At 70.5% G+C, this 22,876-nt stretch carries 17 protein-coding genes; all 17 read right to left on the bottom strand.

The features are described 5' to 3' along the window. Nucleotides 1-3: 3 nt before the first annotated feature. On the bottom strand, nt 4-285 hold the full coding sequence (rpsS, locus tag ACT53O_RS02725) for a 30S ribosomal protein S19 (RefSeq protein ID WP_005050512.1): 282 nt from the start codon (nt 283-285) through the stop codon (nt 4-6). 12 nt (nt 286-297) lie between these two features. Further along, entirely contained in the window at nt 298-1,137 is an 840-nt protein-coding gene (gene rplB / locus ACT53O_RS02730; protein WP_036318321.1) for a 50S ribosomal protein L2, read from the bottom strand. 24 nt (nt 1,138-1,161) lie between these two features. After that, a complete protein-coding gene (gene rplW / locus ACT53O_RS02735) occupies nt 1,162-1,464 on the bottom strand; it encodes a 50S ribosomal protein L23 (RefSeq protein ID WP_433720346.1) in 303 nt (100 codons plus the stop codon). After that, nucleotides 1,461-2,123 (bottom strand): 50S ribosomal protein L4, encoded by a 663-nt coding sequence (gene rplD / locus ACT53O_RS02740; RefSeq protein WP_036318319.1) that lies wholly within the window; start codon nt 2,121-2,123, stop codon nt 1,461-1,463. Before rplD ends, rplW begins: the two co-directional genes overlap by 4 nt. Before the next feature lie 2 nt (nt 2,124-2,125). Next, nucleotides 2,126-2,785: a 50S ribosomal protein L3 gene (rplC, locus tag ACT53O_RS02745; RefSeq protein ID WP_005050519.1), complete on the bottom strand. Its 660-nt coding sequence runs from the start codon at nt 2,783-2,785 to the stop codon at nt 2,126-2,128. Nucleotides 2,786-2,795: 10 nt separating this feature from the next. Next, nucleotides 2,796-3,104 (bottom strand): 30S ribosomal protein S10, encoded by a 309-nt coding sequence (gene rpsJ / locus ACT53O_RS02750; RefSeq protein ID WP_005050520.1) that lies wholly within the window; start codon nt 3,102-3,104, stop codon nt 2,796-2,798. 936 nt (nt 3,105-4,040) lie between these two features. Continuing rightward, the gene (locus ACT53O_RS02755; RefSeq protein ID WP_476151271.1) at nt 4,041-4,253 is read right to left on the bottom strand and encodes an Rv0909 family putative TA system antitoxin; all 213 of its coding nucleotides are present in this window, start codon (nt 4,251-4,253) and stop codon (nt 4,041-4,043) included. Nucleotides 4,254-4,405: 152 nt separating this feature from the next. Continuing rightward, entirely contained in the window at nt 4,406-5,599 is a 1,194-nt protein-coding gene (gene tuf, locus ACT53O_RS02760) for an elongation factor Tu (RefSeq protein WP_005050522.1), read from the bottom strand. Nucleotides 5,600-5,765: 166 nt separating this feature from the next. Beyond that, nucleotides 5,766-7,880 carry an elongation factor G gene (gene fusA, locus ACT53O_RS02765; RefSeq protein ID WP_005050523.1) on the bottom strand — a complete coding sequence of 705 codons (2,115 nt, stop codon included), beginning with the start codon at nt 7,878-7,880 and terminating at the stop codon, nt 5,766-5,768. A 117-nt stretch (nt 7,881-7,997) separates the two neighbouring features. After that, the gene (rpsG, locus tag ACT53O_RS02770; RefSeq protein ID WP_005050524.1) at nt 7,998-8,468 is read right to left on the bottom strand and encodes a 30S ribosomal protein S7; all 471 of its coding nucleotides are present in this window, start codon (nt 8,466-8,468) and stop codon (nt 7,998-8,000) included. Nucleotides 8,469-8,473: 5 nt separating this feature from the next. Next, entirely contained in the window at nt 8,474-8,842 is a 369-nt protein-coding gene (gene rpsL / locus ACT53O_RS02775) for a 30S ribosomal protein S12 (RefSeq protein WP_036318318.1), read from the bottom strand. 291 nt (nt 8,843-9,133) lie between these two features. After that, complete coding sequence (locus ACT53O_RS02780) at nt 9,134-10,885, bottom strand: FHA domain-containing protein (RefSeq protein WP_476151274.1); 1,752 nt, start codon at nt 10,883-10,885, stop codon at nt 9,134-9,136. Next, nucleotides 10,882-13,323 carry a transglutaminase-like domain-containing protein gene (locus tag ACT53O_RS02785; RefSeq protein ID WP_476151276.1) on the bottom strand — a complete coding sequence of 814 codons (2,442 nt, stop codon included), beginning with the start codon at nt 13,321-13,323 and terminating at the stop codon, nt 10,882-10,884. Before ACT53O_RS02785 ends, ACT53O_RS02780 begins: the two co-directional genes overlap by 4 nt. Then, nucleotides 13,320-14,669, bottom strand: a complete 1,350-nt coding sequence (locus ACT53O_RS02790; RefSeq protein WP_476151277.1) for a DUF58 domain-containing protein — start codon at nt 14,667-14,669, stop codon at nt 13,320-13,322. Before ACT53O_RS02790 ends, ACT53O_RS02785 begins: the two co-directional genes overlap by 4 nt. Nucleotides 14,670-14,692: 23 nt before the next feature. Further along, entirely contained in the window at nt 14,693-15,658 is a 966-nt protein-coding gene (locus tag ACT53O_RS02795) for an AAA family ATPase (RefSeq protein WP_294945203.1), read from the bottom strand. Nucleotides 15,659-15,673: 15 nt separating this feature from the next. Next, the gene (locus ACT53O_RS02800; protein WP_476151278.1) at nt 15,674-21,619 is read right to left on the bottom strand and encodes an Ig-like domain-containing protein; all 5,946 of its coding nucleotides are present in this window, start codon (nt 21,617-21,619) and stop codon (nt 15,674-15,676) included. After that, nucleotides 21,619-22,764 (bottom strand): serine/threonine-protein kinase, encoded by a 1,146-nt coding sequence (locus ACT53O_RS02805; RefSeq protein ID WP_036320741.1) that lies wholly within the window; start codon nt 22,762-22,764, stop codon nt 21,619-21,621. The genes ACT53O_RS02800 and ACT53O_RS02805 overlap by 1 nt, the downstream gene beginning before the upstream one ends. Between the last annotated feature and the right edge of the window lie 112 nt (nt 22,765-22,876).

The following is a 22,876-nucleotide window of genomic DNA, read 5'->3' on the forward strand; positions in this document are numbered from 1 at the left end:
GCGTCAGCGGCGGCGACCCTTCTTGTCGTCCTTCTCGTGGCCGCGGAAGGTGCGGGTGGGCGCGAACTCGCCCAGCTTGTGACCGACCATGGTCTCGGACACGAACACGGGGATGTGCTTGCGTCCGTCGTGCACGGCGATGGTGTGTCCCAGCATGGCGGGGATGATCATCGAACGGCGCGACCAGGTCTTGATGACGTTCTTGGTGCCGGCATCGTTCTGCGAGACGACCTTGCGAAGCAGGTGCTCGTCGACGAAGGGGCCCTTCTTCAGGCTGCGAGGCATCTTCCTCTACTCCTACTTGCGCTTCTTGCCGGCGTTGCGACGACGGACGATGTACTTGTCGCTTTCCTTGTTGGCGTGGCGGGTGCGACCCTCAGCCTGGCCCCAAGGAGAGACGGGGTGACGTCCACCGGACGTCTTGCCCTCACCACCACCGTGCGGGTGGTCGACCGGGTTCATCGCGACACCGCGGACGGTCGGGCGGATGCCCTTCCAGCGGTTACGGCCGGCCTTGCCCCAGTTGATGTTCGACTGCTCGGCGTTGCCGACCTCGCCGATCGTGGCGCGGCAGCGCGCGTCGACGTTGCGGATCTCGCCCGACGGCAGACGAAGCTGCGCGTAGGGGCCGTCCTTGGCGACCAGGCGAACCGACGCACCGGCCGAACGCGCCATCTTCGCGCCGCCGCCGGGGCGGAGCTCGATCGCGTGGATCACGGTACCGGTGGGGATGTTCTTCAGCGGCAGGTTGTTGCCCGGCTTGATGTCGGCGCCCGGACCGGACTCGACGATGTCGCCCTGCTGCAGCTTGTTCGGCGCGAGGATGTAGCGCTTCTCGCCGTCCACGTAGTGCAGCAGCGCGATGCGCGCGGTGCGGTTGGGGTCGTACTCGATGTGTGCGACCTTGGCGTTGACGCCGTCCTTGTCATTGCGACGGAAGTCGATGACGCGGTACTGACGCTTGTGACCGCCACCGATGTGACGCGTGGTGATGCGCCCCTGGTTGTTGCGACCACCGGTCTTCGACAGCGGACGGAGCAGCGACTTCTCGGGCGTCGATCGCGTGATCTCGGCGAAGTCGGCCACCGACGAACCGCGGCGACCCGGGGTCGTGGGCTTGTACTTGCGAATAGCCATGTTGGTTGTCCTCTATCCCAGCTGTCAGCCGACGGCCGTGAAGATGTCGATGGTGCCCGACTTGAGCGTGACGATGGCGCGCTTGGTGTCCTTGCGCCTACCGGTGCCGAAGCGGGTGCGGCGGGACTTGCCCGCGCGGTTGAGCGTGTTGACCGCGGCGACCTTGACGCCGAAGATCTTCTCGATCGCGAGCTTGATCTCGGTCTTCGAGGAGCGCGGGTCCACCAGGAAGGTGTACTTGCCCTCGTCGATGAGCCCGTAGCTCTTCTCCGAGACGACCGGCTTCAGGATGATGTCGCGCGGGTCCTTGTTGAGGGAGACGTTCATGCCGAGACCTCCTCGGTGGTGGCGCTCTTGGACGCGACGAACGCGTCGTAGGCGGCCTTGGTGAAGACGATGTCGTCGGAGACGAGCACGTCGTAGGCGTTCAGCTGGTCGAAGCTGAGGACGTGGACGTACGCGAGGTTGCGAACGCTCTTGACCGACAGCTCGTCGCCACGCTCGATGACGACCAGGACGTTCTTGGTCGGAGCGAGCTCGGCGAGGACGGCCGCAGCGGCCTTGGTCGACGGGGCGCCCTCGATGCCGAAGGAGTCCACGACGTGCAGACGGCCACCGCGAGCACGGTCGCTCAGCGCGCCCAGAAGGGCGGCGGCGATCATCTTCTTGGGGGTGCGCTGCGAGTAGTCGCGCGGCTTCGGGCCGTGGACGATGCCACCACCGGTCATGTGCGGCGCGCGGATGGAGCCCTGACGGGCGTTACCCGTGCCCTTCTGCTTGAAGGGCTTGCGGCCGGCACCGGAGACCTCGCCACGACGCTTGGTCGAGTGCGTGCCCTGGCGAGCCGCCGCGAGCTGCGCGACGACGACCTGGTGGATCAGCGGGATGTTCGTCTTGACGTCGAACAGCGCAGCGGGAAGAGCGACCGAGCCGGCCTTCTTGCCGCTGGGGCTGTGGACGTCGAGCGCGAGAGTCGAGTCAGCCATGATCAGGCACCCTTCACTGCGTTGCGGACGTAGACGATGCGGCCGCGCGCACCGGGGACGGCGCCCTTGACGAGCAGCAGACCCTTCTCGGCGTCGACGGCGTGCACCGTGAGGTTGAGGACGGTCACGCGCTCGCCACCCATACGGCCGGCCATGCGCATGCCCTTGAAGACGCGGCTCGGCGTCGACGAGGCGCCGATCGAGCCGGGCTTGCGGTGGTTGCGGTGCGCACCGTGCGAGGCGGAGACACCCTTGAAGTTGTGGCGCTTCATGACACCCGCGGTGCCCTTGCCCTTGCTGGTGCCGACGACGTCGACAAGCTGGCCGGCCTCGAAGGTGGCGTCCACGGTGAGCTCCTGACCGAGTGAGTAGTCAGCGGCATCCGCGGTGCGCACCTCGGTGAGGTGGCGGCGGGGGGTCACGCCCGCGGCCTCGAAGTGGGCCGTCTGGGGCTTGTTGACCTTGCGGGGGTCGATCTGGCCGTAGGCGATCTGGACGGCGTTGTAGCCGTCGCGCTCCGGCGTGCGCACCTGGGTGACCACGTTGGGGGCCACCTCGATGACGGTGACGGGAACGAGCTTGCCGTTCTCGTCCCAGACCTGGGTCATGCCGAGCTTCGTGCCGAGCAGGCCCTTGGAAACCTTTTCGTTGATGTGTGCCATGACCGGGACCTCAGAGCTTGATCTCGATGTTGACGTCGGCCGGGAGGTCGAGGCGCATCAGCGAGTCGACGGCCTTGGGCGTCGGGTCGATGATGTCGATGAGGCGCTTGTGGGTGCGCATCTCGAAGTGCTCGCGGCTGTCCTTGTACTTGTGGGGCGACCGGATGACGCACACGACGTTCTTCTCGGTCGGAAGGGGCACGGGGCCCACGACGGTGGCGCCTGCGCGGGTCACCGTGTCGACGATCTTGCGCGCCGACGTGTCGATGACCTCGTGGTCATACGACTTCAGGCGAATGCGGATCTTCTGTCCCGCCATTGTCTGCTCACTCTCTTTCTCGCGTCGTACCTGCCCTGATCACTCAGGGGGCATTGGACGCACATGGCACAGGGTTGTGCCGGGCACTTGCGCACCGCTGTTCTGATGTCAGTTCCGATCGTTCGCGCGCACGCGCACGAATCCTGTGACCAGGAGAGATCGGATTGTGTTGTTCTGCTGCCCGCGGCCTAGGTCAGTGCGCGATTCCGAAGAGGATGCGCCGCCTATGCACTGCCCTGGCAGTGATCCCGCACGCCGCGAGTCTTGTCAGTCGCGCGCACGCAGGAATGTGGAACTGGACTAGTCTACGTGTCCGCCGGGCGTGTCGCAAACCCGGGCGTGTCGCCGCCGCATGAGTGACGCGTGCGCGGGATCTCGTCGCACTCGTGAGACAGAAAAAGGGGAGGGGCGGGCCCTTGGGGAAAGCCCACCCCTCCCGGTCTCCGCGGGACGCGCGACCCCCCGACCGCGCGTCCCGGGTCTCAGCGCGCCGCGTCCCCCCGACGCGATGGCGCGGCGTCCAGAACGACGTGCAGACGCGGACGACCGCGATGAGGACGCCCCCCGGCATCCACATCGACGGCGAGGAGTCCATCGCCGGCAGGAGCCAGGGACACGCGGTCGGAAACGCCGAACCGCGACGAGTGCGCTCGGGTCCCCCGAACAGCATCCCCCATACATCCACGAGCAGCGCTCATGCCCCCACAACCTGTCACCGTGCACACACGCAACTTCTGCGCGATGCGGCGGAACGAACCCCCACAGTTCGTTCAGTCGGTTTTCAGCCCCCCGGCGTCGTACTGACCACTGCTGACGCTAGATGGTGCGCGACCCGGCGTCAAGTCGGGTTTGATCTCGTTTTCGACACGGTGCGATGAGGGGGTGGATGCCGCGGCATCCACCCCCTCATCCGACCACGTCGGCGCTGATCGCCGGTCAGTTGCCGATGGCGCCGTCGACCTGGTCGCGCACCTCGTCGACCTTCGCGTCGAACTGATCGGGGGCGATCTTCTTGACGAAGTCGGCCGCAGCGTCCAGCACGCCGTCGCTGACCTCCTCCGCCTTGTCGGAGTGGATCACCTCGTCGATCTTGTCCTTGTTCTGCTCGAGGAACTGCTTACCCTGATTCACGATGTCGTCCAGCCCCATGGCCATCCCCTCCTGGTCGATCGATACCGCGCGGGAGCGCGCTGAGGACATTCTGGCGTCGCGGGAGCCGGCTGCCTAGGGGGATGGTCGCGCAGAGACGACGATGCCCCCGGGAGCACGTGGCTCCCGGGGGCATCGTCGGTGTGAAGTGCTTACTTCAGGATCTTGGTGACGGTACCGGCACCGACGGTGCGGCCACCCTCACGGATCGCGAAGCCGAGGCCCTCTTCCATGGCGATCGGCTGGATCAGCTCGACCGTCATCTCCGTGGTGTCGCCGGGCATGACCATCTCGGTGCCCTCGGGCAGCGTGATGACGCCGGTGACGTCGGTGGTGCGGAAGTAGAACTGCGGGCGGTAGTTCGTGAAGAACGGGTTGTGACGGCCACCCTCCTCCTTGGAGAGGATGTACGCGGTGCCCTCGAAGTCGGTGTGCGGCGTGACCGAACCCGGCTTGACGACGACCTGACCACGCTCGACGTCGTCACGCTTGGTGCCGCGCAGGAGCAGACCACAGTTCTCGCCGGCCCAGGCCTCGTCGAGCTGCTTGTGGAACATCTCGATACCGGTGACGATCGTCTTCTGCGTCGGGCGGATGCCGACGATCTCGACCTCGGAGTTGATGGCCAGCGTGCCACGCTCGGCGCGGCCCGTGACGACGGTGCCACGACCGGTGATCGTGAAGACGTCCTCGATGGGCATGAGGAACGGCTTGTCCTTGTCGCGCACCGGGTCCGGGATGGACTCGTCGACGGCGTTCATCAGCTCGACGATCGACTCGACCCACTTCTCGTCGCCCTCGAGAGCCTTCAGGCCCGAGACGCGGACGACGGGAGCGTTGTCGCCGTCGAAGTCCTGCGAGCTGAGCAGCTCACGAACCTCGAGCTCGACGAGCTCCAGGATCTCCTCGTCGTCGACCATGTCGCTCTTGTTGAGCGCGACCAGCAGGTAGGGAACGCCGACCTGCTTGGCGAGCAGAACGTGCTCGCGCGTCTGAGCCATCGGACCGTCGGTGGCGGCGACCACGAGGATCGCGCCGTCCATCTGAGCGGCACCGGTGATCATGTTCTTGATGTAGTCGGCGTGGCCGGGCGCGTCGACGTGCGCGTAGTGGCGCTTCGGGGTCTCGTACTCGACGTGCGAGATGTTGATCGTGATACCACGCTGACGCTCTTCGGGAGCCGAGTCGATCGACGCGAAGTCACGCTGCACGTTGGTCGCCGACGGGTACTTGTCGGCGAGCACCTTCGAGATCGCAGCGGTGAGCGTGGTCTTGCCGTGGTCGACGTGACCGATCGTTCCGATGTTGACGTGCGGCTTGGTCCGCTCGAACTTGGCCTTGGCCACTGGGTCCTCCTCAGGACATTCATGTAGAGGTTCCGGGCGCTGGATTGCGACCGGTGCTCTACGGGGATGGGTGTCAGTCTAGACGACTGGGTCTGTATTCAGTTTGTGCGGATGCTGTGCGCGAAGCGGTCTACGCAGAAGGCTCGGCGCACAGCATCCCAGAGGGTTACTCGCCCTTGTTCTTCTGGACGATCTCGTCGGCGACGGCCTTGGGGACCTCCGCGTACGAGTCGAACTCCATCGAGTACACGGCCCGGCCCGAGGTCTTCGAGCGCAGGTCGCCGATGTAGCCGAACATCTCCGACAGCGGGACGAGGGCGCGGACGATCTTGATGCCCGACCCGTCCTCCATCGACTGGATCTGGCCACGACGCGAGTTCAGGTCGCCGATGACGTCGCCCATGTACTCCTCGGGCGTGCGCACCTCGACCGCCATGAGCGGCTCGAGGATGGCGGGGTTCGCCTTGCGGATGGCCTCCTTGAAGCCCATGGAGCCGGCGATCTTGAACGCCATCTCGGACGAGTCGACGTCGTGCGACGCGCCGTCGAGCAGGATCGCCTTGACGCCCACGACGGGGTAGCCCGCGAGGACACCGACGTTCATCGCGTCCTGGAAGCCCTGGTTGGTCGGCTCGATGTACTCGCGCGGGATGCGGCCACCGGTGACCTTGTTCTCGAACTCGTACGTCTTGTCGGCCGTGACCTCGAGCGGCTCGATCGCGAACTGGATCTTCGCGAACTGACCCGAACCACCGGTCTGCTTCTTGTGGGTGTAGTCGTGACGCTCGACGGCCTTCTTGATCGTCTCGCGGTACGCCACCTGGGGCTTTCCGACGTTGGCCTCGACCTTGAACTCGCGCTTCATGCGGTCGACGAGGATGTCGAGGTGCAGCTCGCCCATTCCCTTGATGACCGTCTGGCCGGTCTCGGGGTTGAGCTCGGTGCGGAAGGTCGGGTCCTCTTCGGCGAGCTTCTGGATCGCGGTGCCCAGCTTCTCCTGGTCGGCCTTGGTCTTCGGCTCGATGGCGACCTCGATGACGGGCTCGGGGAAGGTCATCGACTCGAGGACGACGGGCTCGTTCGGGTCGGCGAGGGTGTCACCGGTGGTGGTGTCCTTCAGGCCGATCACGGCGTAGATGTTGCCCGCGGTGACCGCGTCGACGGGGTTCTCCTTGTTGGCGTGCATCTGGAAGATCTTCCCGATGCGCTCCTTCTTGCCCTTGGTCGAGTTGATGACCTGCGCACCCGAGTCGAGGTGACCCGAGTAGACGCGGATGTAGGTCAGACGGCCGAAGAAGGGGTGCACCGCGACCTTGAACGCGAGCGCGGCGAAGGGGTCGTTGGCGTCGGGGTGACGCTCGATGACCTTCTCCTCGTCCTTCGGGTCGTGCGCCTCGATGGCGGGCACGTCCAGGGGCGAGGGCAGGTAGTCCACGACCGCGTCGAGCATCGGCTGCACGCCGCGGTTCTTGAAGGCCGAACCACAGAGCACCGGGTACAGGTCACCGGCGACGGTGAGCTTGCGGATGGCGCCCTTGATCTCGGCGAGCGTGAGCTCTTCGCCGCCGAAGTACTTCTCCAGCAGCGCCTCGTCGGACTCGGCGACCGTCTCGAGCAGCTTCTCGCGGTACTCGGCCGCTCGGTCGGCGAGGTCGGCCGGGATCTCCTGGACCTCGTACTTGGCGCCCATGGTGACATCACCCTTGGCGTCGCCGGGCCAGACCAGTGCGCGCATCTCGACGAGGTCGACGACGCCCACGAAGTCGTTCTCGGCACCGATCGGCAGCTGCAGCACGAGTGGCTTGGCGCCCAGACGGTTCACGATCGTGTCGACGGTGAAGTAGAAGTCGGCGCCCAGCTTGTCCATCTTGTTGACGAAGCAGATGCGGGGCACGTCGTACTTGTCGGCCTGGCGCCAGACCGTCTCGGACTGGGGCTCGACGCCCTCCTTGCCATCGAAGACGGCGACGGCACCGTCGAGGACGCGCAGCGACCGCTCGACCTCGACCGTGAAGTCCACGTGTCCGGGGGTGTCGATGATGTTGATCTGGTGCTTGTTCCAGAAGCAGGTCACAGCGGCGGACGTGATCGTGATGCCGCGCTCCTTCTCCTGCTCCATCCAGTCGGTGGTCGAGGCGCCGTCGTGGGTCTCGCCCAGCTTGTGGTTGACACCCGTGTAGAACAGGATGCGCTCGGTCGTCGTCGTCTTGCCGGCATCGATGTGCGCCATGATGCCGATGTTGCGGACCTTGTTGAGGTCGGTGAGCACTTCTTGTGCCACGGGGTGTCCTTACGTGTGTGTTCGGGTTGCGGACGCTTCGACGCGGCCCTGCGGGCCTCGCTCAACGACCGGGGAGTGACCGCCGGTCGTTGAGCGAGCGCAGCGCGTCGAAACGCGTTACCAGCGGTAGTGAGCGAAGGCGCGGTTCGACTCGGCCATCTTGTGGGTGTCTTCGCGGCGCTTGACCGCGGCACCCAGGCCGTTCGAGGCGTCGAGGATCTCGTTCTGCAGACGCTCGGTCATCGTCTTCTCACGACGACCCTTCGCGTAGCTGACGAGCCAGCGCAGCGCGAGCGTGTTCGCGCGGTGCGGCTTGACCTCGACCGGCACCTGGTAGGTCGAGCCACCGACGCGGCGGCTCTTGACCTCGAGGGTGGGGCGGACGTTGTCGAGCGCCTTCTTGAGGGTCGCGACGGCATCCTGGCCGTTCTTCGCCTCGACGCCCTTCAGGGCGTTGTAGACGATCGACTCGGCGAGCGACTTCTTGCCGTCGACGAGGATCTTGTTCACCAGCTGGGTGACGATCGGAGCACCGTAGACCGGGTCGTTGACGACGACGCGGCGAGGTGCGGGTCCCTTGCGAGGCATCGGACTCAGCCCTTCTTGGCGCCGTAGCGGCTACGGGCCTGCTTGCGGTTCTTGACGGCCTGGGTGTCCAGGGCGCCGCGAACGATCTTGTAGCGGACACCGGGGAGGTCCTTGACACGGCCTCCACGGACGAGCACGAGCGAGTGCTCCTGCAGGTTGTGACCCTCACCCGGGATGTAGGCCGTGACCTCGGTGCCGTTGCGAAGCTTGACACGGGCGACCTTGCGCATCGCCGAGTTCGGCTTCTTGGGCGTGGTCGTGTACACGCGGGTGCAGACACCCGCCTGCTGCGGGTTCGACTTCAGGGCGGGCGCCTTGGTCTTGGTGACCTTGGGCGTACGTCCCTTGCGAACCAACTGCTGAATGGTTGGCACGTTCTCTCCTTGTAAAGCTGTGCGGGCTCTCGCCTGCACAGGTGCTGCACGGTGACAGCGATGGTGGTTTCACCACAGATCCACCGACACGGCGGATGCCGAGCATGGGTGGTGGATATGCCGTGGGGGCGGCCTGTTCGCAGACCGGTCCCGATCGTGTGCCGAACCCCGTCCGGATGCCGTGGCACGGCGGACGGCGCGCGTATACGCACACCCGGTCAATACTACGCCGTATGACGAACGCGGGCAAACGCGCCCGGTGAGTCGCGCCCTGCTCCCGCCGCGCTCGCCTCAGCGTTCGATGCGCGCGAGGTGGAACTCCTCGTCGCCGAGGAAGAACCGCTCCCCCGCGTCGATCTTCGAGCCCGGCTCCACCTCGACCTCCTCGCCCATGAAGGTGCGAACGAGCACCCCGTTCGTCGAGGCCAGATCGGTGATCGTCCAGACGTCGTCGTGCCGTTCGAGGCGGGCGTGGGTCTTGGACACGGTGAGAGCCTCGCCCGCAACGGCGATGAGCTGCGCTTTCGGGAAGGCCGTGTCGGCTGCCGGGCGACGCCCGAGGATGACGACGTCCGCCGTGATCGCCACCGGTGCGCCGGCGGCGGGGACCAACTGCCACACGGCCGCGCGGACCCGCCGCGTGATCACCGTCTGGTCGATGTCGTCGTCGACGCTCTGGTCGCGGCGATGCTGGGCCGCGACGGCGCCCGCGGCGGAGCGGGGCGACCCGGCGGCGGGCGATCCGATGACCGCCGAGACCTCGCCCGACAGCTCCGGGAAGCCATCGGGTTCGTTCGGGGCGACCGCGAACGCCGGCCACGGTCGTGCGCGACGCAGCGGCGGCTCCGCCGCCTCCGGCGCGAGCCCACGCTCCCCCGCGGCGGGCGCATCCGAGGAGCCCGCCTGGGAGCCGTCGACCGCGGAGTCGGACGCGTCCGCGGCGGGTTCGGCCGGTGCGCCATGGGCGGCTCGGGCGGCTGCCGCGGCAGCGGAGACCCGGGGCGCCGGTGCCGGCGCATCCGCCGCCTCGCCGACGTCGTGCGGCGACGGCAGCGCGGTGCTGCGCCGGCCCGGCACGAAGTCGATGGGGGCATCATCGGTGACCGGCGGCATCGCGTGGCGCCATCCGGCACCGGAGCTGGGCGGGAACGGGGAGGGCGCGATCGCCGAGACATCATCGATCTCCGACGGCCACGCCGCGTCGTCGTCAGCGGCGGCTTCCCCGGCGCGGACCGCGGCGGATGCCGATACGGGCGCCGGAGCGGGCGGACGGACGACGGCGGCCGGGGACGGCGACGACGTCGCGACGGGCTCGTCGAGCGCCTCGACGGCGACGGTTCCCGCCTCGGACCGTGCGGGAGCAGGTTCCGCGGGGGCAGGTTCCGCGGGCGCCGGGGCGGCCGTCGACGGCGAGGCGGGCGGCACCGTCGTCTCCGGCGGGGTCCAGGCCGGTGCGGCGGCGGGAGCGGGAGGAGCGAAGAGCCGCGCCAGGTCGTCGTCGTCCTCGCGCACGTCGTCGGTCGGTGCTGCCGGCTCCGCCGCCACGGCCGGCGGCAATGCAGAGACGACCGCGGCTTCCGGCGTCATCGGGGCGGGTTCGGCGAACACACCGCCGAGGCTCGCACGAGGCTGTTCGCGGCGGTGCGCCGACATGCCGCCGGCGCGCGCGCCGAGCCATCGCGCGGGCCCAAAACCGAGAATGCTCGCCCACACGACGAACAGCACCGCCGCGAGGGCGGTCATGCCGCCCCCGTAGCCGAAGCCCGGATTGATCCGGTGCGCCGCGACGACGACCAGCACCCACAGCGCGATCGGCCCCAGCACCGGGAAGAGCCCGATCAGAACGAGCCACGGGCTGAAGCCTCCCCACCGGAGGAGGGTGGCGACGTTCCACACGGGAACCCACCCCTTGTAGGGGGCCTCTCCCATCTTGCGGAACATCGCGGCCAGCGCCAGCGCGGTCCAGACATAGAGAGCGAGGCCCACCGCCAGGGCGACGAGGCCCAGCAGAGCGCCGACGGAGTCGCCGATGGGTGCGTTCATGCGGTGCGCCGCGGGCGCGAGGCCGCACGGCTCCCCCTCTCGAAGTGTGACCGGAACGATCGCGGGACGAACGATCTCAACGATACGGCTGCACGCAGCCGGCGCCACCTGTTCGTCGCGAGCGCGGCCCGCTCGTCCTCGACGATCCGCCAGAACTCCTCGGCCTCGTCGAAGGACATCGGGCGGGCGGAGAAGACCGCTTCATCGGCCGTCCGCGCGAGGGTTCCCGCCGCAGGACGAGCCAGCGCCCGTGCGATCTCGGAGCGCGTGGCCGCGGGCGGTGTGCGACGGCCGGCGTCGGCGGCGGCGTCGAGGTACTCGTCCCATCCCCCGGCGATCGCGTCGGCGGGTCGGTCCTGGCGCCGTCGCCGTCGGCGGCGCAGGGCCTTGGCGATCATGATCGCCGCGAACGGGCCGGCGAGCACGAGCAGAACCGCGAGGACGCCGCCGGTGATACCCAGCGTCGTCCACAGCCAGCGCAGGTCGAGAGGGTCGGGTCGGTCGGTCGGCGCGGCACTGTCCTCCTGCGCGGGACGCTGGGGCTGGACCTCGTCGACCCCGTCGGGGCGCACCGACGTGGCGATCTGCGGGTCGGGCTGCTCGGTGCGCTCGGTGCGCGGCGGGCGCGTGTGCTGGGGGGTGACGTCGACCGGGATCCACTCCCCGGATGCCGAGCGCACCTCCACCCAGGCCGAGACGTCGCCGGCGCGGCACACTCCGTCGACGCACGTCGCGACGTCCGGGTCGCTCGACACGAGCCGCGTGCCGACGACGATCCGCGCCGGAAAGCCCAACTCGCGGGCGATGAGGGCGACGGCGGTCGAGAACTGCTCGTCGTCGCCGACGGCGGCCACGAGGTCGTCCGCAGCCACGGCGGCGGGGTCGGCCTCGCGGGTGAGCAATGCCGTGAACATGCTGTCGATGCGCGCCAGCGAGTGTCCCGATGCGCTCGGCGCGAAGGTGTAGCCCGTCCCGAGCTGCTGCATCCACGCGGCGCCGCCGGCCGGAGCGCGCAGCGCGTGGCTCAGGTAGCCGCGCGAGCGCAGCAGCGCGACGAGTCCGTCCAGGGCTGCACCGCCCGTGCCGACGGCATGCTGCTGCACCCAGGTGCGCAGGCTCGCCGGCGCGACGAGCTCGCCGCCGTCGGCCGCGGTCACCGACACCCCCGCCTGCCCCCCGGGAGCAGCCGCCGAGGTGAGGGCGCTCACCGCCGGTGCCGCGGCGCGCAGGCGATAGGTGTCGCCGGCGCTCCACGGTGTCGTCTCGACCGCCGCCTCCCGGGCACCGCTCACGTAGAACCCGTCGGCGAGCGCGGCGGCGCGCGGCCCGGCGAAGTCGATGGAGGCCACGGCTCCGGCCGTCGGCATCCAGATGCCGTCCAGCGCACCGATCGTCACCTCGGCGTCGATGGGAGCGCCCGCACCGAGGACGCGCGCCGCCGCGAGCCGCACGAACGGCTCTCCCGCCGGATCGGTGCGGAAGACCGCGCCGTCGTAATCGTCCAGGACGGCCAGTCGCACGCGATCGGGCAGCGCATCGCCGGCGACCCGGAACAGCTCCTCGTCGACGCGCGCATCGGCGAACAGCGTTCGATACGCGCTCAACGGGCTGACCGCGCGGGAGATCTCCTGACGCGGTCCCGTCGCCTCGCGTAGGACGTCGCGCTGCGACGGCACCGCCACCGCCGGCACCGAGACGGCGACGGCCGCGGCGACGGCGACCATGCCGACGCCGAGCCCGAGCCGGCGCAGTCGCGCACCCGCTCCCCGCGCGGGGCCGCCGGCCACGCGCACGCTGGCCGCGCCCGACGCTCGACGAAGTGCCTGCACCCGCGCGGCGCGGGTGCGCCACGACAGCCACAGCACCCCACTGAGCAGCACCCCGGCGCCGACGGCCGTTTCGACCGGAGCGGGAAGGACGACGGGTCCGACGACCAGCGGCGCGCTGAGCTCCGTGCTGCCGAACAGCAGCCCGAAGCCGGCCATCGCGATCGCCACGGGCACAGCGAGCACGGCGAGCGCGTCTGTGCGCCAGCTCAGCAGCAGGACGCTGGCGGTACCGACGAGGAACACGACGAGCGCCGGCACCAGCAGGTTGCGATACGACCCGACCGGCAGGTCGACGGTGAGCAGGTCCTTCCAGCCCCACAGCAGTCCCGCGACGAGCTCACCCAGTCCCTGGAGGAACGGCGCCGGTGCTCCGGCGCGCGACGGGACGGCCACGGGCACTCCGACCACCAGGAGTGCACCGGCGAGCAGCCCGGCGGCAGCCCAGCCGTTCCATCGCCGCCAGGCGACGAGGGCGGCGATCGCTCCCGCGAGAACGGATGCCGCAGCCACCAGCAGCAGGAACGACGCCGAGCGGTAGACCGGCCATGCCGCGACCGCCGCCAGCCCCACGGCTGCGAGAGCGTACAGCGCCCCGGCCGCGACCCTCACGAGCGCGCTCCGCGCAGGAGGAGTCCGGCGAGGTCCTCGAGCGCACCGATCGTGACGACGGTGAGGGGACCGACGGTCTGCGCGCGCGGATGCGCGCGCTCGTCGCAGCGGACGGCGATGATCGCGGCATCCACCGGAAAAGCCAGTGCCGCCAGGCGCAGGGACGTGAGAGGCACGCCCGAGCCGGCGACCAGCACGGCGACCGAGAGCCGCTCGTTCGCCTCGGCGGTCAGCCGGCACACCTCGGGGAACGGCATCGTCTCGACGAGACGATCGACACCGCTGAAGCCGTCGAGCACGGCGCGCGGAGCGCTCGCGGCGATGTGTCGGATGGCGCGCAGGCGACCCCGCACGACGCGCGGGATCTCGGCGCCGACGACGATGTCGAGGTCGCGCGCGTCGTGCACAGCCCGCAGCGCCAGGGAGGACGCCGCACTGACGGCGAGTTCGAACTCGTCGTCGGACGCGTATTCCGCGCTGGAGAGTCCCAGCACGACCGCCATCCGCGAGCGGCGCGACTCCTCGTACTGCCGGACCATCAGCCGGCCCGTCTTCGCGGTCGACTTCCAGTGGATCTGTCGGCGCGCATCACCGGGCGCGTACTCGCGGATCGCGTGGAAGGACATGTCCGCATCGACCAGTCGCCGGGTCGCGCTGCCGTCGAGATCGCGGATGAGTCCCGCGCTCGTGGACGGCACGGTGACCGTGCGCGGGTGGACGAACAGCTCCTGCACCTCGTCGAAGGCGTGCTCGCGCCGCAGCAGACCGAGCGGGTCGGAGCGGATCGTCGTCGCGGGGCCGATGCGCACGATGCCGCGCCGCTGCGGCGGCAGATCCACCGCGTGCCGGGAGACCTCGTCGGCGGCGAGGAGCGGGATGCCGACCTCGACCAGACCGGGTCCGATCGGGATGTCGATGCGGCCCGGCAGCGCCGTGGTGCGCCCGATGTTGCGCACGGTGATGCCCGCCCGCGCCGCCGCCCCGGCGACGACGCGCTCCCGCTCGAGCACCACCCGCACCTCGTACGCGCGGGCTCCGAGCAAGAAGGGCAGGGCCATCACGAGCAGTGCCCCGGCCGCCGCCCCGGCGACGAGCGCCTCGACCCATCCGAACGCGAGACCGGCGGCGAGGCCGACGGTCGAGGTGAGCACGACCAGGGCCCCGGCGGGCCGGATCGTGGCACGACACCAGGCGATGGCGGCGCGCACGGCCGAACGTCCGCTCGCCCAGGCTCGCGAGGCGCGGACGGCCGCTCCCACGAGGCGACGTCCGCGGCGAGCCGTCACCTCGGTCCGCTCGCCGGTGAGTCCGGTGGCCGAGGTGCGCGTGAGCCGGGTGTCGGTCACGGACGAGCGGCTCTCGACGCTGCTCACGCGCTGTCCCGGCGGGTGGGCGGCGGCACGTCGAGAAGGACCTGGCCGATGACCGCCTCGGGGGCCACACCGTCGAACTCGGCCTCCGCATGCAGGATCAGGCGGTGGGCGAGAACCGGGACGGCGAGACGCTTGACGTCGTCGGGAGTGACGTAGGTGCGACCGTGGGCGGCGGCGGTGGTACGTGCGGCACGCGTCAGGGCGAGAGCCCCGCGGATGCTGACGCCGAGGCGCACCTCGTCAGCGGCTCGTGTCGCATCGACGAGCCGCGCGATGTAGTCGAGCACGAGCGCGTCCACGTAGACGTCAGCGGCCAGTTCGCCCATACCGACCAGCGCGCCCGGAGTGAGCACGGGCGCCAGGTCCGCGGTCGCGACCGCGGCGCGGTCGAGGATGCGGACAGTGGCCGCATGATCGGGGTAGCCGAGCGCCGTGCGCAGCAGGAAGCGGTCGAGCTGGGCCTCGGGCAGTCGGTAGGTGCCGGCTTGCTCGACCGGGTTCTGCGTGGCGAGCACGAGGAAGGGGGCGCCGACGGCGCGCGTGACGCCGTCGATGGTCACGCTCCCCTCCTCCATCACTTCGAGAAGCGCGGCCTGCGTCTTCGGACTCGCGCGGTTGATCTCGTCGGCGAGGACGATGTTGGCGAAGATGGGGCCGGGGTGGAACTCGAACGCGCCGGTCTTCTGGTCGTAGACGGTGATTCCGGTGATGTCGCCCGGAAGCAGGTCGGGCGTGAACTGGATGCGGGTCGTCGTCCCCTGCACCGACTGGGCCACGGCGCGAGCGAGGGATGTCTTGCCCGTGCCCGGCACGTCCTCGATGAGGACGTGTCCTTCGCTGAGCATGGCGGTCAGGATGAGCTCGACGACGTGACGCTTGCCGAGCACGGCGCGCTCGACGTTGTCGGCCAGTTGCGCGAAGGTCTGGGCGAACCAGGTCGCCTGCTCGGTGGTGATCGTCATGAGGACTCCGTCGGGTCAGCCGGCCGGGTTCGGCGCGGTGGAGGGCGTACAGCGTGTCGCGAGTTCTGCGCTCGCGGGGGCGAGGTTCCAGCCTTGCCCGGACCAGTCGACGACGACACGGATGCCGGTGACGCGCACGGCTTCCGCGGGCACCGTCCACGGATCCGTGCCGGGAACCAGCAACGCGTCGTTCTTGTCGTAGTAGCGGATGCCGGCGGCATCGAATGTCACCGCGGCATCCGAGCCGCTCGATCCGGCGGTGCGCGTGAGGGTCGTGCCGCCGGTGCACGTGCCGAGCGACCAGGACGCCTGCACCTGGTAGGGAGCGCTGCCAGCGGCGGGGACGACGTCGCCCCAGTCCGACTGCCACCACCCGTCTTTGTGCTCGTAGCGCACCTCGATCCCGGGGTCTTTGTCGAACACGCTGCTCGGCAGTCCCCGGAAGACGACGTTGTTGTCGTTCGGCGGCGTCTCGGGCGACGTGGGCGTCTGATCGATCGTCCACGTGGCGCGGCCCGACGGGGTGCCGTCGCCGGCGACGTGGGCGGTGGGGCCGACGACGAAGGTGTACCCGGTCGGCGCGGCTCCGCTCTGCACCGCGCGCACCGTGTTGGTGACGGTGGCCCGACCGAAGGAGCGGGAATCGAACCACGACTCCGCGCAGAGGGCGAAGGTGTACAGGCGCCCGTCCGGGAGACCGCGGAAGACGCGCTGTCCGCCGTCGTCGCTCGTGCGACAGCTGTCGACGGAGACCGGGGCGCCGTCCTGGCCGACGGGGCCGTCGAGACGCACGATGCCGTACCGCACGCGGGCGCCGTCGCCGCCCGGCGTCGCCGTTCCCACCGCCGTGATGTCGACGCGGCCGCCGCCGACGTTGACGGCCGTGAGGGTCAGGGTGCCCTGCGTCGGCGCACCGATGCCGTGCGCCGACACCGTCGTGGAGCCGATGGCGGGGCCGGGCAGGCCCGGCGGGGCCGTGTACCGCGACAGCGGCGTGATCGTCACGTCGGTCGCCGTGTTCGCGCCCACGCGGAACGCGGGCACCGTGACGGTGGTCTGCGACGAGCCGACGGCGATCGTCTGCGTCTCGCCGACCGGACTGGTGATCTGCAGAGATCCGGTGTTCGCGGCATCCACGCCGGAGATCGCCAGCGACGCGACGCCGCCGTCGGCGCCTGCGACGACGGGAGCCGCGGTCGCACCCGTGGGAGCGGACGGCGGGTCGTACGCCCACGCGGTCGTGCGCACCGCGGTGAGCGATGACCCCACCGCATTCACCGCGACGGCCTCGTAGGAGCGCTGCTCGCCGTTCGGGGCGCTGATCGGCGGGCAGATGCCCTGCGGGGTGCACACCGCCACGCGCTGGCCGCCCTGACGGACCTCGAACCCGGTGAGCACCGGGTAGGCGGCCTGCGCCGGTCCGGGATCGACGCGGAGCGTGAGAGAGCCGTCGGCGTAGGCGGACTGGGCCACGCTCGCCGGCGCCTTCGGATAGCCCTGCAGGTCGAGGAGGATCCGCCCGTCCCGGGCGCTCGCGCTCTGGCGGCCCTGGGCGTCGCGGACGGTGAAGCTCGCCGCGCACGTCGCACCCGGCGCATCCGAGGTCCACGATGCCGAGACGCGGCTGGGCGAGACCACCGCGAAGCTCACTCCGGTGCAGACGCCGGCCGGGGCGACCGAGACGACCTGCAGCGGCGTACCCGGCAGCGGGTTGACCTCGCCGGCCGCACCGATGACGTCGATCGCGCACGACGAGCCCGATGCCTGGCTGCACTGCTGCTGCACCGAACCGCCCTGGGGCAACGTGGACGGGGCGGCGCCGACCCGCAGGGAGATCCGCGCCGGGGCGACACCCGGGTGCGACGTCACCTGGACGACGACGCTCTCGATCGTGCCGGGCGCGGCCGCATCGCGGCCTCGAACGCTCAGCTGCGCGCCCTGCAGCGCGAGGTCGAAGGATGCCGGGGTCCCGTCGACCCGGTAGACGATCGCCTCGGGGCGCCCTTGCCAGGTGGTCATCGCGCCGAGATCGAAGACCTGGGTGTCGCCCGGAGCGACCTCGAGCGCGGCCGGCGACAGCCGCGGCTGCGGGGCGATCGGGGTCACCACGACCGGGATGGCCAGGACGGTCCAGGCCGGCTGACCGGCCAGGCGTACGAGCACCCGGCAGGTGTCCGTCCACGGCGCGTCCGCGCCGGCCGCGTAACGCAGGGTGGTTCCGCCGACGGCGGTGCACGATGCCCCGGGCCGCGCGCCCGAGGCGCGGGTCTCGCCGGACAGCTCCAGGGCACGACCGCGTGGCACCGTGATGAGCGCGGCGAGGTCGACATCGGCCTGCGCGTTCTCGCCGACGGTGAGCGGGGGCGCCCCGGCACGCAGCGCCAACGGCGTATCGGCGGCGGCCGGGATCCTCAGGAACGCGTACGTCGTCACGGGTCCGGCGGACGTCTGCCCCGTGACCGAGAAGGGGATCACGTGGGCGCGGTCATCGACGGTGCCCACCAGGCGTGTCCCCTCGACGGTGATGCCGTCCACCGGTGCCCAGAGCCCGACCGACAGGTCGCCCGTGTCGCCTCCGGACCACAGCACCTTGCCGGAGAGCACGTCGATGCCTCGCGCCAGATCGGCGCGTCCGTCGGCGTCGAGCACGGTGTCGGAGACGACCGGGAAGTCGGCGACGCGCTGGGCGACCACCCGCACGACGATGAGGCCGCGGGCGGTGTTTCCGGCCGAGGAGACCACGTCGTAGAGGAACGACATCGTCCCGGGTGTCGGTCCCGCCGCGATCGTGACCGTGTCGTCGCTCTGCGACACGAGTCGCTGTTGCAGACGAGTGAACTCCGCCGTCGGCGACCCGTCCAACGCGAACTGAGGCACGTCGGGGCGCACCCGCTGCAGGGTCAGCGTGCCCTGCAGGGGGTCGATGTCATTGGCGAGGGGATGCACGCGCAGCACGTTGCCGTCACCGGCTTGCACCTGCACGTAATCGGTGTAGGTGATGGGGGCAGGACTGGCATCGCCGCTCAGCACCCCGACGCGGACGGTTCCGACGCCCGCGGCGCCGGACGGGTCCACCACCCGGTAGGTGAACGTGTCCTGCCCCGAACTCCCGGCATCGCTGGAGTAGACGATGGACGCACCGTCGGCGGAGATGACGGCCGAGCCGTGCGCGGGCTGATCGACGATGCGATCCAGACGCACGACGTCGCCGTCCGGATCCATCCCGAAGCCGTCGAACGCGATGACCGTGGACAGTCCGCTGAGCACCCGCCCCGAGAGCGTCCGCGGCAGGGGGTCGCGGTTCGCTCCGTCGCCGACCACGCTCAGGTGCACCGTGGCGGTGTCGCCGAGCGCCGGTGCGCCGGTCGTGAACGCCCGATAGGAGATCGTGACGTCCCCCGGCGTCGCGGGAGCCAGCAACCGCAGCACATCACCGGCGGCGAAGGCGAGGACGTCGGGGCGCGAGGCGACGATCGACTCGGGGTCCAGGCGAGGGCGGGTGCCGACCGCCGCGACGTCATTGTCCAGCACCGGGATGTCGATCTGCGCGCCCGCGCGCACGACGGCACGATCGTCGACGGCGATCGGCGCCTGCTCGGCGGCGGGCGGCAGCAGGTACACCGTCGCTTCACCGGTGATGGCCGAACCCTCGTCGGTCGTGCCGTCGCCGACCCGGTACGAGACGGTTCCCAGCAGACCCGACGCGCCGGATGCCGTCGAGCCCGACACCCGCAGCTGGCTCTGGGCCACGACGTCGGCCGACAGGGACGCACCGGTGACCGGGCGGATGACCAGATCGCTCAGCAGCAGCACCCGCCGGGTGGGGTTGGTGACCGCGGCCAGGACGTCGACGGTGGCATCGGCCTGCGGACGCACGAAGGCGACGACCGGCGAGGTGGACAGGTCGGCGGGCCCGCCGGGGTCGAGCAGCGTGAGTCGGACGGTGCCGCTGGCCTCGTGCCCTCCCGAAGACACCGTGACGGCGACACGGTAGGCGCCCGGCGACGCCGCGACGACGTCGAACGTGGTCGAGCCGCCGACGACGGTCGCGGTGGCCGCCGCATCATCGAGCACGCGCGCCGCGGTCAGCGACAGGTCGCCGGCGGTCCCCGTAACGTGCGGGGCGACGTCGACCGACACGCGCGCGCCCGCCACGTCGACGACCGCGAACGACTGCAGGGCCGGCTGCGCGTCGCCCCGGATCCGCACGACGAGCTGCCGGGTCGCGGTCGCGCCGCGGACGTCGGCGACGGTCACCGTGATCGACTCGGCCTGCTCGCCGGCCACCCCGGCGTCGCGGTGCTGGAACACGACGTCGCCCTCCGGGGTGGTGGCGACCTCGCCGAGACCGGAGTCGTCGCTCGCCGACAGGAGCAGAACGGGGTCGCCTTCCGGGTCCACCCAGTCGCCGAGCACGGGAACGGTCACCGTGCCCCCGGGAGCCACCTCGGGGCTCGGCCAGTCCTGGCGGCACCCCTCGACGCCGCACCACACCGGGGCGGAGTTCTCCTCCTCCGCCGCGACGCGCAGCGTCACCGTTGCCGGCGGCGAAACGAGCCCGTCCGCCGTCGTGCCGTCGGTGACCGCATAGCTGAACGTCGCCGATCCCGTCGCTCCGGGGGCGACCCGCACCGCAAGGCGCTGGCGGTCGTCGGTGGTGGTCACGGTGCCGAAGGCGGGGTCGAGGCCGGTGACCGATGCCGGGTCGACGGCGAGGACGTCATCGTTGGGATCGTGGTCGTTCAGCAGGACCGGAAGGCTCACGAGGGCACCCGGCCGCACGCCGAACGCATCGTTCTCGGCGACCGGAGGGCGCGGGTCGATGATGGGCGGCGGCTTCTGGTCCGACGTCTTCGGCGCCGTCTTCACCTCGTCCTCGATGTCCCAGTTCTGGCTGGAGGGCAGCAGGCGCCCTTCCGGGACGGACCAGACCCACCCTGATCGCGCATCGTTGAGGATCACGCTGTCGCCGGCATCCACGAAGACGGGGCGACGCTGGGAGCCCAGACCCTGCCCGCCGTAGTCCAGTGGCACATCCCCTCCGGTGGAGGTCCACAGGGTGCCCCCGCGCGTGCCCTCGGCAAGCCACGCGGCGCTGATGACGCCGCCACGACTGACCGGACGGGCGGGGGTGCCTCGCGAGGTCGTGCTGTCACCGAAGATGCGCTCGGCCGCGACCGCGGAGACGGGAATGCGCACCAGACCCGTGTCGTCGGCGACGTAGACGGCATCGCCGTCCACCGCCGGTCGGCTGACCGCGATGGTGCCCGTCAGCGAGATCGTGCCCGTCCCACGGCTTGTCCAGAACCGTCCCGCACCGCTGCCGGCAGTGTCCAGGAGCACCCAGTCATCGCCGGCGGCAGTGAGGACGGGGCGCTCCACCGTGGCCGCCACCTTGTCGGCGGCGGCGACCCTTCCCGAGGCGAGGTCGATCCGCGAAACCGTGCCGGCCGACGCCGAATAGCTGAAGATCACGCCCGACGATGCGGCCGCCACGGCGGCGGCGGCCGGAACATCGATCGGCGCGGCGGGTCCGGCCGAGAGCCGCCCCGCGAAGACCGCCCCCGCATCGGTGCGGTAGACCACGACGTCACCGGAGGCGTCGATGTCGGCCGTCCCGGCGGGCGCGGGCGTCGCGGTGCGCAGCCCCTCGGCGTCGAGATCGACCGGTGCGGCGTCGTCGATGCGCTCGACCTTGGCGTCGTTGTCGGTGAACATGTACGCACCGTCGGCGGAGGTCACGATCCGACTCGGATTGCTGACGGCGCGCACCGTGTCGATCTCTCCGATCGCGGTGTTCACGCGCGCGTAGCGCAGCGTGTCGGCCTGCAGAACCCACGCGGAGCTCTGCGACGGCGGGGTGCGCTGCGCGTCCAGGCCCGGCCACACCACGCTGACACCGGCGATCAGCGCCGCCGTCGCGCCCGCGGCGGCGAGACCGACGATGCTGCCCCGCCTCATCAGCGCATCACCGTCCACAGCGCCGCGGCCGCGGCCAGCAGTCCGCCGCCCACGACGAGGGCGCCGACGATCGAGAGCGCGATGACCCGCGGTGACCACAGCGCACGCGGCGCGGAGGCGCTCAGCCCCGTCGCGTCCTCATCCCCGCCGGGGGTGCGTCGGGCCGTGGGATCCGCCGTGGCGCGCCGACGCCCCTCCGCGACGCGGCTGCGCGCCGGTCCTCGTGCCGACACGTCGGTGAAGTCGATCGCGTCGGATGCCGGCATCCACTCCTCCGTCGGCACCTCCAGCGCCGTGGGCGCGATCCCGGCCGCGCGCTGCACCTCGCGGACGGCCTCGCCGAACTCCCGCGCCGAGGCGTAGCGACGGTCGGGGTCTCGGGTCATCGCCGTCGCGAGAACCTGCTGCAGCGCGTCGGGAACATCCGGGCGGGCGATCGGCACGAACGTCGCCCGCGCGATGCGGCGACGCATCAGCTCGCGGGTGTTCTGATCCTTCTCGCGCCGCTCGAACGGACTGTGCCCGGCCAGCAGTGAGTACACGGTCGCGCCCAGGCTCCACACCTCGCTCGCGATGGTGCCGCCACTGTGCTCGGCGACGACTTCCGGCGCGCTCCACGGAATCGACATCGCCAGGACGTCGGATGCCGCGCTGCGCTGCAACGACGCGGAGATGCCGAAGTCGGCCAGCACCGCCGACCCGAAAGTGGTCACCAGGATGTTGCTCGGCTTGATGTCGCGGTGGATGAGACCGGCGCGGTGCGCCGACTCGAGCGCACCGGCCAGACGTACGGCGACGGCCATCACCTCGTCCACCGGCATCCGCTCGATCCGGTAGCGCTGCGCGAGCGAGCCCGGACAGTACTCCATCACGATGTACGGCCGTCCGTCGGCGGAGATTCCGGCCTGGTAGACCGTGACGATCGCCGGGTGCGCCGATAGATGCGCCAGCACGTCCGCCTCGGCATTGAACATGCGCAGCAGGTCGGGGTCACGCTCGCCGGCCGGCAGCACCTTCACGGCGACCGCGCGTCGCGGCATGTCCTGTTGATACAGGAACACGTCGGCGAAGCCGCCCGATCCCAGCGGACGCACGTAATCGAGCCCCGGCAGCTGCGGCGGCGCAGACGGGAGCCTGCGCGTCATGGCACCCCTCAGTCATCTCGCGACCCCATTCCCGACGACGTCGGGAACCCGGCCATGCTAACAAAGCCACCTCGCCGCACCGCGGCGCCCGCTCCGCCCCGCTTCGCCTCGG

Source organism: Microbacterium sp. DMC48, from assembly GCF_056313825.1.